This window comes from Capnocytophaga sp. oral taxon 863 str. F0517 (genome assembly GCF_000466425.1).
GTDB lineage: Bacteria > Bacteroidota > Bacteroidia > Flavobacteriales > Flavobacteriaceae > Capnocytophaga.
This window is the reverse complement of the sequence record NZ_KE992164.1, coordinates 50048-62886: the sequence shown is the minus strand read 5'-3', so window position 1 is coordinate 62886 and position 12839 is coordinate 50048. Positions and strand designations below refer to the sequence as shown.

Here is a 12839-nt window from a genome sequence, read left to right as displayed (position 1 = left end):
AGTTAAAAAATAGATTAATATAGTTAATTTGTATGATTGTCAAAGGCTTTTTATACATCCCCCTAGCCCCCCTCAAGGGGGGAATAGGATACCGTTGAACTATCATGCTGGTTATCAGTATACTTAGATTAAACTTTCACCACCCTGCTTGATACCACTCCGTAACTCCCCCCTTGAGGGGGGCAGGGGGGATGTGACAATGAAGGGTTGATAATGAGTTGCTTACAACTTTTATAGATGTATATATTTCTAGTTCTTTAACTATTGATTCGTATTAGTAACTCAAAACTCAAAATTTAGAACTTAAAACTAAAAAAACTGATCCCGTGAATACACAAAATTTATTAGAAAAACTGCGCCAGATAGTGGGTGCAAAATATGTAATGACTGACCCAGGGCAGACCGAACGCTACCGCAGCGGTTACCGATTCGGGACAGGAAATGCCTTGGCCGTGGTACGCCCTGCTACCCTCTGGGAGCAGTGGCAGGTATTAGAAGCCTGTGTTGAGGCCGATGTGATAGTCATCTCCCAGGCTGCCAATACTGGGATTACCGGGGGCTCTAACCCCTTTGGAAATGACTATGACCGCGATGTGGTGATTATCAATACCATGCGCAACGACAACATCCAGCTGATCCTCGATGGGGCACAGGCTGTTTGCCTACCTGGCTCTACCCTGAACCACTTGGAGGAAGAACTCAAGCCTTATGGGCGCGAACCCCATTCGGTGATTGGCTCTTCCTGTATAGGAGCTTCCGTAATTGGAGGGGTATGCAACAACTCCGGAGGCTCGCTCGTACAGCGTGGCCCAGCCTATACCGAAATGGCACTCTATGCACAACGCAATGCCGAAGGAAAATTGGAACTTATCAATCACTTAGGGATAGACCTCGGTACGACACCCCAAGAGATTTTGACCAACCTACAAGAGGGCAAATATCAGAAAAAAGACATTCAGCAAACAGACAAGAAGGGGCATGACCACGACTATTGCCACCATGTACGCCAGATAGATGCCGATACCCCTGCCCGCTTCAATGCCGACCCTGCCCGCCTCTACGAGGCTTCCGGAAGTGCAGGTCGCTTGGCTATCTTTGCCGTGCGGGTGGATACCTTCCCCGCAGAGAAGCAAACGGCGGTCTTCTACATAGGAACCAATGATACTAAGGTACTTACCGAACTACGCCGACACATGCTGGGCTCCTTCGAGCAGATTCCTATCTCCGGAGAATACATCCACCGTACTGCCTTTGACATTGCTGCTAAGTATGGGAAAGATACCTTCTGGTATATCAAGCATGTAGGTACCGAATACCTCCCTAAGCTCTTTGCGCTGAAAGCCTGGGCAGATCGTGTGGCCAAAAAGATTCCCTTCATGCCGCACCACTTTAGCGAAAAATTCCTACAAGGTACCTCCAAACTTATGCCACAGCACTTGCCCCAAATCATGTGGGACTACCGCAACCAATATGAGCATCACCTGATCCTCAAAATGGGCGGTAAGGGGGTAGAAGAAGCGCGTGAATATCTCAAAACCTACTTTGCAGACAAGAGCAAAGGGGCTTATTTCGAATGTGATGCCAAGCTAGCCCAAGCCGCTATGTTGTTGCGCTTTGCGGTGGCTTCAGCGGCCATTCGTTACCGCTCGGTGCATGAGAAGGAAGTAGAGGATATTGTAGCCTTGGACATAGCTCTTAAGCGCAACGAAGAGGATTGGTTCGAACAGCTTCCTCCAGAGATAGATAACAAAATCCTCCATAAGCTCTACTACGGACACTTTATGTGCCATGTATTCCACCAAGATTATGTGATTAAGAAGGGCTATAACTGCGAGGAGATAGAGGAAGAGATGCTTAAGATACTTGACAAGCGTGGTGCAGAATACCCCGCCGAACACAATGTCGGGCACCTATACCATGCCAAGGATTCTCTTAAGAACTTCTATAAGGAGCTCGACCCTACCAATAGTTTTAACTCTGGTATTGGAAAGACCTCCAAGAAGAAAGACTGGAAATAGTGACTAGTGACTAGTGACTAGTGACTAATGACTAGTGACTAATGAAAAGCTCAAAATTCAAAACTCAAAACATGGAAGATTATCGTTTTACCCCCGAGCACCTATGGGTGCGAAAAGAAGGAGAAGTGTATTATGCCGGTATTACTGATTTTGCCCAGCAGCAACTCAGTGATATCGTGTATGTAGAGGTAGAAACAGAAGGGCAGACCCTCGAAAAAGATCAAATCTTTGGTACTATAGAGGCAGTCAAAACCCTCTCTGACCTTTATATGCCCCTCTCTGGAGAGATTGTGGCTTTCAATAAGGAACTTATCCGTAAGCCCGAACAAATCAATAAGGCGCCTTACCAGGCTTGGATTCTCCAAATAAAACCCACCCAACCCGAAGAGTGGGACAAGCTGATGAGTGAGGAAGCCTATAAATTAATGACTAGTGACAAATGACAAGTGACTAATAGTTAGAGTAATATTAGTCATTTGTCACTAGTCATTGGTCATTAGTCATTATCTAAGTACATCTTCCTGACTTTTTTGAGCAACTCGGAGGAGTAGACAAAGTCGGTTACGGCTTCGTTATCCGTTTTGAAGATCGTATCCTTGCTACCCTCCCATTCCTTATAGCCATTTTTGAGGAAGATAATCTGTTCGCCTATCTCCATAACGGAGTTCATATCGTGGGTGTTGATAATGGTGGTGATGTTGAACTCCTCGGTCACGGTATGGATCAGGTTGTCAATCACGATAGCCGTTTTGGGATCAAGGCCGGAATTCGGTTCGTCACAGAAGAGGTATTTGGGCTCATTGACCACCGCACGGGCGATGGCTACACGCTTTTGCATCCCTCCGGAGATCTCCGAGGGCTTTTTGTGGTGTGCATTGACCAAATTAACCTTCTCCAAAACAAAATCTACGCGATCCTTCATCTCTGCTTCAGTGAGGGAGGAGAACATCTGTAGGGGGAACATCACGTTCTGCTCCACCGTCATGGAGTCAAACAGCGCACTTCCCTGAAAGACCATCCCCATCTCCTGGCGGAGCTTGCGGCGTTGGTTCTTATTCATGTCATTATAGCGTACCCCATCGTAGATGATATGGCCGCTATCGGGCACATGCAAGCCCAAGAGGGTCTTGAGAAAGACCGTCTTCCCGGAACCACTTTGCCCTATAATCAGGTTTGTCTTCCCTGTGTGGAAAGTAGCCGATATTCCCTTGAGGATTTCTACTCCCTCGAAGGACTTTCTAATATCTTGAACTTCAATCATTTTACGTAAGCAAAATTTGGGTAATTATAAAATCAATCACAATGATAGCCACACTTGTCCATACAAAAGAGATGGTGCTGGCCTTTCCTACATCCAAGGCGCCCCCCTTCATATAATAACCGTGATAAGCAGGTATGGTAGCCAAGACAAAAGCAAAGATAAAACTCTTGATCAGCGCATAGGTGATATCAAAAGGCTTGAACTGCAACTTAAGCCCTTCTAAGAACTCTGCTGAGGTAGCATATTGGCCTATGGTTGCGGCCATATAGCCCCCGTACATACCCAAGGCCATGGACATACAGATGGCAAAGGGATAGAGCATCAAGGCAATGATTTTAGGGAATATCAGGTAGTTCAGCGAATTGACCCCCATGATGTCCAAGGCATCAATCTGCTCGGTTACTCGCATGGTACCTATACTGGAGGTAATAAACGAACCCACCTTACCTGCCACGATGATAGAGGTAAAGGTAGGGGCGAACTCTAAGATAAACGTCTGTCGGGTAGCAAAGCCAATAAGGCTCTTTGGAATCAGTGGATTGCTGATATTCAGTGCCATTTGGATAGCAATAACCGCCCCTACGAAAAGGGAAATAAAGGCAATAATCCCCAGCGAACTATACATAAGGTCATCTATCTCCTTAAGAATAAGTTTTTTAGAGATTGACCACTTCGTCTGTTTGCGGAATATCTCATATAACATCATGAAATACCTCCCAATAGCTTCTAAGTGTTTCATACTATGGTTTCAAAGGGGCAAAAGTACAAAATATAATTGTTAATTATCAAGGGATAATTGTTAATTCATTTTCTAATTGCCCGCTGTATGCGATTCTTAACAATGAGAGTGGGGCGTTTTTATGAATGAGGCAGCTTTTCTATATTTCTGTACCGAAGCGTTGTTAAAATGGTTAAAATCTATATTGGCTCTCACTATGATAAGGCTTCTTTAAAATAGTTTGCTGCATTATTAAAAAAAGTTATAGTGTTCATTATAAGTAAATTAATATCTTTTTGTCTTTTTACGTAAAAAGTATTTATCATTTCGTTTAGATGATTATTCTGTGTTAAAAAAACAATATTTGTAAATTCATAACAACCATTTTTAACTTTAAATAGAAGAATCTGTCTGTTTTCTTTTGAAAATGAGAAATAGTCTGTTTTGCAAATATAAAATACAAAAGAACATGTTAAAATTCTTGTTTTATTGTTTTTTTTTTTTGAATATTTGCCAAACTAATTACTTAAACGTATAAGGAAATGAAAAGAAAATGGTTGTATGCGCTGTTTGCGCTCTTATGCTTCACAGCCTCAAGGCTATACGCACAGCAGCAGACGGTGACAGGCGTGGTCAAAGACCAAAATGGCCAACCTCTCTTTGGGGTCTCCGTAGTAGAAAAGGGGACAACCCATGGGGTGGACACAGATTTGGATGGGAAGTATTCCCTTAAAGTATCTGGAGAGAAAGCCGTCTTAGTGTTCTCTATGGTGGGGACTACTCCTGTAGAGCGGGTGGTAGGCAGTCACAAGGAGCTGAATGTCATACTCCGTGAGGAGGTGACCGAGCTTACTGGTGTGGTAGTGACTGGTTACCAGGAGATCGACAAAAAGCTCTTTACGGGTAATTCCCAGACCCTCAAGATTGACAACATCCGACAGGATGGGGTCGTGGATGTAGGGCGTATGCTCGAGGGGCGTGCCGCAGGGGTCAATGTACAGAACCTCTCCGGAACCTTTGGTACATCTCCTAAGATTACCATACGTGGAGGTTCCTCCATCTTTGGAGATACCAAGCCTCTTTGGGTAGTGGATGGCGCTGTACAGGAGGAAGTGGTAAACCTTTCTTTTGAACAGTTGGCCTCCGGAGATGCTTCCACCCTGATTAGCTCTGCCATCTCAGGGCTGAATGCCAATGATATTGAGAGTATCGAAATCCTCAAGGATGCTTCTGCTCTTTCTCTCTATGGGGCACGTGCACTCAATGGGGCAGTGATCATTACCACCAAAAGTGGAAAGCGCAACGTCAAAACTCAGCTTTCCTACCAATTGGAGGAGTCAGTACGTATGATACCTAACTATAGCCAGTTCGACCTGATGAACTCCCAAGAGACCATGAGTGTCTATCGCGAGTTGGAGCAAAAGGGCTATTTAGACCGTGCCACCTATACAGCTGCTCAGCAAGGAGGGGCTTACCACATCATGTACCGAAATACCGATACTTATGATCCTGCTACCGGTCGCTTTCTATTGCAGAACAGTCCAGAGGCACGTAATGCCTTCTTGCGCAAATACGAGTATGCCAATACGGACTGGTTCAAAACCCTCTTCCGACCTTCCTTAACTCAAAATCATACCTTGAGTCTTAGTGGTGGAGGAGAGAATGCGACTATCTATAGCTCCTTGGGCTTCTTTGTAGACCCAGGATGGACGATAGCCGACAAGGTACACCGTATAACTGGAAATATCAAGACCAGTTATGACCTCTCTCCTAAGGTGAAGATAGGAGTCTTGGCTCAGGGGGCTATCCGTAACCAAAAAGCACCCGGTACCTTCTCTCGCTCAAGCAATCAGGTAACTGGAGAGTACGAACGTGATTTCGACATCAACCCCTTCAGCTATGCGCTCAATACTACTCGTGCGCTACGCCCCTATGATGATGAAGGCAACTACGACTATTATCGTATGAACTATGCGCCTATGAATATCCTTAAGGAGCTAAAGAATAACTATATAGACCTGAAGATGATGGAGTACAAGCTCCAAAGTGACTTAGAGGTCAAGTTCACTCCTGCGCTTAAGTACAAGTTCTTAGGTTCGGTACGTTATGCCCAAAGTACCCAAGAGCATACTATGACAGAAGGCTCCAATGTGGTAGGGGCTTATCGTGCCAATGACAATATGATTATAGGAGAGCGCAACCCATTCCTATATCGCAACCCTGATGATCCTTCCGCCCTCCCACAGGTGGTACTTCCCAATGGAGGTATCTATAAGCTGGAACAAAATAACCTCCAAAGCTACTACTTACGCAATGCCTTGGAGTACAATAAGGCTTTCAAAGACCAAGAGGAGCAGGACAAACATACTCTTAAGCTCTTCTTAGGACAAGAATTCCGCTATACCGATAGGGATAACCAATCCTTCGATGGTTATGGCTATCAGTTCAATCGCGGTGGGGTAGTCTTTACCGATCCTCGAATCATAGAAAAGGTGATTGCCGATAACGCCCAATACTTTGATCGCTCTACCGGTCGTGAACGAGGGGTGGCTTTCTTCTCTCAGGCATCCTATGGCTTCCGCAACCGTTATATCCTCTCTGGTACACTGAACTATGAGGGCTCTAACCAGCTTGGTAGAAGCCGTAAGGCTCGTTGGCTCCCTACTTGGAATATCAGTGGCCGTTGGAATGTGACCAACGAACATTTCTTGCCTGCGACCCATGCCCTTTCTAACCTCTCTTTCCGCCTTAGCTATGGACTGATTGCAGGGCTAAACAATATAGGAAATGCCTTACCTATCATGGTTAGTACCATTACCCCCCGCTTCCGCAATCAGGATAATGAACGCCTAATCCGTATCCTTTCTCTCCAGAACTCTGACCTTACTTGGGAGAAGGTGTATGAGACTAACTTCGGTACCGACATAGGCTTCCTTTCCAATGCGATCTCTCTCTCGGTAGACCTCTACCAGAAGAACTCCAAGGACTTATTAGACATTGTGCGTACTTCCGGTATGGGAGGGGAAATAAATAAGTATGCTAATGATGCCTCCATGACCACTCGTGGGGTCGAGCTAGTACTGGATACCCGTAACTTTAAGACAGAGGATTTCTCTTGGAGTACCAGTGTGAACTTTGCTTATTTCAAGCAAGAGATTACCTCCTTGGCCAATGCGTCTAATAGTGTTTTCAACTTGGTACGTGAGACGGGGGGTAATGTATTGGGCAATCCACGCAACACCCTCTATTCCTATGACTTTGCCGGTCTTAATAGCCAAGGAATGCCGCTGTTCAACCTCAAGGGAGGAAGCAGCGACTATAAGGATATTGATTTCCAAGACCGTGATAATATCCTCTCCTATCTCAAGAAAGAAGGAGCGGTGGATCCTAACATTACAGGAGGACTTAGCAATACTTTCCGTTACAAGAATTGGGAACTCAATTTCCTTATCACCATGCAGGCGGGCAATAAGATTCGCAAGGCACCCCTCTACAAAGGAGCTGGCTATGATGACTTGAGTGTCTTCCCAAGAGAGTTTAAGAATCGCTGGGTAGCCCCTGGAGATGAGGCCTTAACTCAAATACCAGGCATTGTCTCTCAGCGAACACTCAATGAGGAAAACAAGGCCTATATCTCAAGAGCTTATAGCGCCTATAACCACTCTACCGCTCGTGTAGTCGATGGCTCTTTTGTACGCATGAAGAGTATCTCCCTCTCCTATACCTTTGACAAGGAAGTTTTGGAAAGCCTCAACTTAGGCAACCTTTCCCTACGCTTACAAGCCTCCAATCCCTTCCTAATCTATGCCCATAAGGACTTGAACGGACAGGATCCGGAATTTTTCCGCTCTGGAGGAGTAGCCTACCCGATTACGCCCCAATATACCTTTACCATCAATCTTGGAATCTAACAAAACAGCAACTCATGAAAAGAAACAAATACTTGTCCCTCTTGGCCTTAGCCCTTACCTTGGTGCTGAGCGCTTGTAACAAAATATTAGACGACCTACCAGATAGCCGTACAGAAATAGATAGTCCTGAAAAAATAGAGGAACTTTTGGTCGGCGCCTATCCTAATCGCTTTCCTACTTACATCGCAGAGATGATGAGTGATAATGTAAGCGAGAAAACTTCCTTCTTAGGAATCTCAACCCTTAATACAGATATGTATTTCTGGAGAGATAACAATGAGATAGATGGGGAGGACAATACCCCAACCGACTATTGGGTGGCCTGCTATGCTGCCATTGGGGCAGCCAATCAGGCGTTGGAATCCTATGCCGAATTAGGCGAGTCAGCCCGATATAACTATATCAAAGGAGAAGCCTTGGTAGCACGAGCCTATGCCCATTTTATGTTGGCTTACCTTTGGTGTAAGCCTTATAATGAGGCTACCGCTGCCACTGATTTGGGATTGGCCTATATTACTGAGCCTGAAAAGCATGTTTTCGGACACTACACCCGTATTCCACTTAAGGAATATTATGATGCTATAGAGCGTGACCTCACCCAAGGGCTTCCCTTGCTCGATGATAGCAAATATAAGCAACCTCGTTTCCACTTTACCACAGCGGCAGCTCATGCCTTTGCCACGCGCTTCTACCTAATGAAAGCCCAGTGGGATAAGGTAATTGAACATGCCGATGCCGTTTTGGGAGCCAATGCAGAAACCAAGCTTAGGAACATAAAAACCCTCAATGCGGTAGCCCTCGAGTCCAGAAGTGCTTACTATACAGAATCCACTAATCCATCGAATATACTTGTGGGGACGGCTCGCTCTGCCTTGGCCTATCGTTTCCAGACTCATAAGTATAGCCTAACTTTGCAAAAGATGGCTGAGATCTGCTCTCCTCGTAATACCCATCCTTTGAACTTCTCCAATATCAGTTGGGAAGCAGTCAATTCGGCTTTGGGAGATGGTGCAGGTAATATCGTCTTTCCTAAGTCTAACTACTACTATAAGTATGTAAATCGTTCGGCAGGTACTAGGGTTTATTATAGCGCAGCGGTTTTGTTCTCTTACGATGAGGTCTACCTCAACCGCTTGGAGGCCTACCTAATGTCCGGCAACTTAGATCAGTTCCGTCGTGACCTCTTTACCTATCTCATTCCTAAGACCCATAATAGCTCTCGACCCAATGAGGCCTATCCTTTTCCTCGCTTGACCTTCGAGCGCTATATGACTCAGGCGGCGCTTGATAGGCGTTATCAGGGTAGAGGCGTTGATTTTGATCCTCCCTATCCCCTCACAACCCGACAGAGAGAATGGCTCCAAGCGGTAGTGGATATCCGACGAGTGGAGTTTGTACAAGAAGGCTTGCGCTGGTTCGATAACAAGCGCTTAGGGATGAAGGTCGTGCATAAGGTGGGCGATAGCCAAATAGAACTCACCAAGGGTGACCCTCGTCGAGAGCTTCAAATCCCCAATAGCGCCCTTGAATTTGGTATAGCACCCAACCCTCGTTAATCATTTAATTCTGTAAGTATGAACAAAATAACCTATATATGTGTCGCCCTTTCTGTAGCCCTTTTCAGCTGCAATAAAAAAGAGACACTCGATCCCCAAAGTGTGATCCATGACGATACGGATACTCCCACTGCCTTGGATACCTATATTCGAAACGAATATATCAACCCCTATAATATAGAGGTCAATTACAAATATGTGGATGTCAATTACGAGATGGGACGCTACCTATATCCACCGACTGAAAGCAAGGTACAGCCTTTCTTGGAGATGATCAAGGACGTTTGGTTAGGAGCCTATCAACAGGTAGCCGGTACGACCTTTGTTAGCCAGGTAGCTCCTCGACAGATAAGCCTTATTGGAGGGCGTAACTTAGATCCTCAGCGCAATCCCGAGACCTACCTCTTCGAGGAAACGCTCGGTCAGGCTGACAATGGGGCTAAGATCACCATCGCTCGGGTGGACTATTATGATCCAGCTCATCCAGATGAGGCCAATATCAGGCATATCATCCATACCATTCAGCATGAGTACTGCCATATCATCAATCAGCATAAGCCTTTTGCGCCTGAATTTGGGAAAATAACCCCCGATGATTACAGTTCTTCTTGGCATGGTAAGACAACGGCTCAGGCCAATGCCTTAGGCTTTATTACCAACTATGCAGCGGCAAACCCCTTTGAGGACTTTGCTGAAATGACCTCTCATATGCTCATGAAGTCCAAGGCGCAATGGGATGCCGCCCTCAATGCCATGCCTGAGAAAGGGAAGGTAGCTCTTAAGAAGAAAGAAGCCTTTATCGTGGAGTACTTCAGAGCCGAATGGGGTATTGATTTCTATCAGCTCCAAAGGGTTGCTTACCAAAGAATGCAGAACTATTTGTAAATAAAAACGGATACTAAAATGAGAAAAATATTATATCTACTCGCTATCATGGCTGTAGCCGGATGCCAAAAGAACGAACCCGACTTGCTCATGGGTAAAAACGCCTCCGAACGTATGGCACAAAACAAAGAAAATCTCAAAAAGACCCTTTCAGAGGCGCCTAATGGCTGGAGATTAAGCTATTTTCCTAAAAGGAATACCTTTGGAGGCTATACCTTCCTGATGAAGTTTACTCCTGAAGGACGCGTAACGATGGTGGCCGACTTTGGTAGTGGCACCGCTCCTCAGGAGAGTAGCTACCAAATTCAGGAAGGACAAGGCCCTCTTTTGGTCTTTACCACCCGAAACTATATTCATACCCTGCTCGAACCCCTCACCTATAGCCCAGACCCTCGGGAGCATATCGGTAAAGGCCTCGAAGGCGAATTTCAGTTTGTCTATATAGGGCAGGAGGGCGATAAGCTTAAGTTTAAAACCCAGCGCAAGGCAACTGAACAATTTGTTTACTTTGAAAAGGCCACTGCCGAGGATTGGACAACTATAGGCACCCAAGGTGAACAGCTCGATGGTATCAATCATACCTATTACCTGAAGGTGACTTCTACTCAAGGGGTGGAGAATTATTATGTAAGAAGTGCCTTCCGCATGTTCCTTTTTACCTCCATGCAGGATAGCCACAAAGCAAGCAGAGCAGGTGTCGCAGTGAATCCTAATGGGCTGACCTTTACGCCTTCTTTGGAGATAGCAGGAGAAAAATTCACCCATATGACAGCAGTCCCAGGAACCCCTCCGCTGAACTATACAGCACAAAGTAATGGAGTGACTATCGAACTAAAACACTTCAATGATCCTATGGATGAGTTCGAATCCCAAGGGGATGTTGTCAATGATTTTATCATACTTTTGGGTGATCAAGCACATCTTAACTTGCCTTATATGAGTGCGGACTTCAAAAATGATTTCTATACAGAGGTAGGCCAAGGAAAATTCTTCTCCTACGAGCTTCTTTTCCAATCCGATGCGGATACGCCTCTTTTGCGAATAGGCTATACCCCGACCGGGAACCAAAATGATAGAGTGTTTTACGCCTACAAATGCAACTATGAAATCCGTGATAAGAAGATATACATCACCTACATAAGCGAGCATGAGGATATGGATGAGTTCTGGATAGATCCTAATAATGAAGCAATTCTACAGATGGCACAGGAGCGATTGACTCATTTTATAGCGTTGAGCTCCCAAGGAATCTATCTTTGGAAGTCCAGCTTGTCCGCCTCTTTGGGACCTGTGTACTATATGAGAAGTATTTCGGAACCTAAGTATTACTTCCCTGGTACGGTGAACCAAGCCGTGGAAGAATAAGAGATATCGTTAATGAATAATGGTAATGGTTAATGATTTGTCCCTTGCAAGGGACAAATCATTAACCATTATTGAATTATTATACATTTGTCATTGGTCATTTCTTATTTAATTCGTATCTTTGCACTTAGAAATAATCTAAATCAAAATGGACAATATCTCCCAGCTTCTTTTTTTGGTGTCCGATAGTCTTCTGATACCGGATATCATTGTGTTATTGGTGCTATTTGTAAGGGCTTTGCTCTTGGTAGGTAGCTTCTACAATCAGTATATCACCAAGTATAAGAATGAACGGCAATTGCGCCCTATCCTTCAGCAGCTGACCCCTGAGCGTATAGAAGAACTACAGGCGGTGCTCCCTGAAAAAGACAACTCCCTATTCGTAAAATACTTACGAGCTATACTTGCACGCCCTGCCGACGATGCTTATGCCGATTATATGATTACCAACTTCGAGAACGAGGCCGAAAAAGATGTGGTAACTTCCAAGCTCTTGGCCAAAGTAGGGCCAGTTTTGGGGCTTATCGGCACACTGATTGCTATGAGTCCAGCCCTTACGGGACTTTCCCAAGGGGATATTTCCAAGATGGCGTCCAATATGCAGGTAGTTTTTGCTACGACGGTAGTGGGATTGGTAGTGAGTTTGGTGGGCTTGGTCACCCTACAGTTCAAACAGCGCTGGTATGCCAAGGAGATCAACCAATTGGACTATATCACTCGTATCCGTAACCAACAAAATAGCGCCCAATGAGAAATAACCGCAGAACAACCCCTTTCAAAGATGACGATGCCGACCCGCTAAGCGTGGTGGTCAATCTTTTCGATGTGGCCATGGTCTTCTCCGTGGCGCTGATGGTCTCCATGGTGATGAATCTCAATCTCTCGGCTTTCTTTACCGGGGGTGATTTTACCATTGTGAATAAGAATGGGGATGAGATGGAGATCATCCAAAAGAAAGGAGAAAAAATCACCAAATACAAAACCGCTAAGGGCGCCTCTTCCTCTAATACCTCTTCTAAGGAAAAAGGAAAACGCCTTGGCACGCTCTACGAGAACCAAGACGGGGAGAATATCTTTGTGCCAGACTAATAAGTGAAAAGTGAAGAGTGAAAAGTGAAGAGTGAA

The 12839-nt window shown here is 45.2% G+C and carries 10 protein-coding genes; 8 read left to right on the top strand and 2 right to left on the bottom strand.

From position 1 onward, the window contains the following. Window positions 1–326: 326 nt before the first annotated feature. Together dld and HMPREF1551_RS08525 are read left to right on the top strand one after the other, a co-directional pair. Window positions 327–2018 (top strand): D-lactate dehydrogenase, encoded by a 1692-nt coding sequence (gene dld / locus HMPREF1551_RS08530; RefSeq protein WP_021628705.1) that lies wholly within the window; start codon window positions 327–329, stop codon window positions 2016–2018. 71 nt (window positions 2019–2089) lie between these two features. Next, window positions 2090–2461 (top strand): glycine cleavage system protein H, encoded by a 372-nt coding sequence (locus tag HMPREF1551_RS08525; protein ID WP_034544566.1) that lies wholly within the window; start codon window positions 2090–2092, stop codon window positions 2459–2461. A gap of 53 nt (window positions 2462–2514) precedes the next feature. Here HMPREF1551_RS08525 and HMPREF1551_RS08520 read toward each other — a convergent pair whose 3' ends face one another. Both HMPREF1551_RS08520 and HMPREF1551_RS08515 read right to left on the bottom strand, forming a co-directional pair. Next, window positions 2515–3279 carry an ABC transporter ATP-binding protein gene (locus HMPREF1551_RS08520; RefSeq protein WP_021628703.1) on the bottom strand — a complete coding sequence of 255 codons (765 nt, stop codon included), beginning with the start codon at window positions 3277–3279 and terminating at the stop codon, window positions 2515–2517. 1 nt (window position 3280) lies between these two features. Then, entirely contained in the window at window positions 3281–4018 is a 738-nt protein-coding gene (locus HMPREF1551_RS08515) for an MlaE family ABC transporter permease (protein ID WP_021628702.1), read from the bottom strand. A gap of 521 nt (window positions 4019–4539) precedes the next feature. Here HMPREF1551_RS08515 and HMPREF1551_RS08510 point away from each other — a divergent pair. The 6 genes from HMPREF1551_RS08510 to HMPREF1551_RS08485 all read left to right on the top strand — a co-directional run bounded on the left by HMPREF1551_RS08510 (window position 4540) and on the right by HMPREF1551_RS08485 (window position 12803). Further along, window positions 4540–7908 (top strand): SusC/RagA family TonB-linked outer membrane protein, encoded by a 3369-nt coding sequence (locus tag HMPREF1551_RS08510; protein ID WP_021628701.1) that lies wholly within the window; start codon window positions 4540–4542, stop codon window positions 7906–7908. A 14-nt stretch (window positions 7909–7922) separates the two neighbouring features. After that, the gene (locus HMPREF1551_RS08505; RefSeq protein WP_021628700.1) at window positions 7923–9464 is read left to right on the top strand and encodes a RagB/SusD family nutrient uptake outer membrane protein; all 1542 of its coding nucleotides are present in this window, start codon (window positions 7923–7925) and stop codon (window positions 9462–9464) included. Window positions 9465–9482: 18 nt separating this feature from the next. Further along, window positions 9483–10349, top strand: a complete 867-nt coding sequence (locus HMPREF1551_RS08500) for a substrate import-associated zinc metallohydrolase lipoprotein (RefSeq protein WP_021628699.1) — start codon at window positions 9483–9485, stop codon at window positions 10347–10349. Window positions 10350–10367: 18 nt separating this feature from the next. Then, window positions 10368–11714, top strand: a complete 1347-nt coding sequence (locus tag HMPREF1551_RS08495; RefSeq protein ID WP_021628698.1) for a DUF4302 domain-containing protein — start codon at window positions 10368–10370, stop codon at window positions 11712–11714. Window positions 11715–11862: 148 nt separating this feature from the next. After that, window positions 11863–12465 carry a MotA/TolQ/ExbB proton channel family protein gene (locus HMPREF1551_RS08490; RefSeq protein WP_021628697.1) on the top strand — a complete coding sequence of 201 codons (603 nt, stop codon included), beginning with the start codon at window positions 11863–11865 and terminating at the stop codon, window positions 12463–12465. Next, the gene (locus tag HMPREF1551_RS08485; protein ID WP_021628696.1) at window positions 12462–12803 is read left to right on the top strand and encodes a DUF2149 domain-containing protein; all 342 of its coding nucleotides are present in this window, start codon (window positions 12462–12464) and stop codon (window positions 12801–12803) included. Before HMPREF1551_RS08490 ends, HMPREF1551_RS08485 begins: the two co-directional genes overlap by 4 nt. The last annotated feature ends 36 nt before the right edge of the window (window positions 12804–12839 follow it).

Coding starts and splice junctions, on each gene's coding strand:
- HMPREF1551_RS08525 (WP_034544566.1), top strand. CDS start 2,090: ATGGAAGATTATCGTTTTACCCCCGAGCACCTATGGGTGCGAAAAGAA.
- HMPREF1551_RS08520 (WP_021628703.1), bottom strand. CDS start 3,279: ATGATTGAAGTTCAAGATATTAGAAAGTCCTTCGAGGGAGTAGAAATC.
- HMPREF1551_RS08515 (WP_021628702.1), bottom strand. CDS start 4,018: ATGAAACACTTAGAAGCTATTGGGAGGTATTTCATGATGTTATATGAG.
- HMPREF1551_RS08510 (WP_021628701.1), top strand. CDS start 4,540: ATGAAAAGAAAATGGTTGTATGCGCTGTTTGCGCTCTTATGCTTCACA.
- HMPREF1551_RS08505 (WP_021628700.1), top strand. CDS start 7,923: ATGAAAAGAAACAAATACTTGTCCCTCTTGGCCTTAGCCCTTACCTTG.
- HMPREF1551_RS08500 (WP_021628699.1), top strand. CDS start 9,483: ATGAACAAAATAACCTATATATGTGTCGCCCTTTCTGTAGCCCTTTTC.
- HMPREF1551_RS08495 (WP_021628698.1), top strand. CDS start 10,368: ATGAGAAAAATATTATATCTACTCGCTATCATGGCTGTAGCCGGATGC.
- HMPREF1551_RS08490 (WP_021628697.1), top strand. CDS start 11,863: ATGGACAATATCTCCCAGCTTCTTTTTTTGGTGTCCGATAGTCTTCTG.
- HMPREF1551_RS08485 (WP_021628696.1), top strand. CDS start 12,462: ATGAGAAATAACCGCAGAACAACCCCTTTCAAAGATGACGATGCCGAC.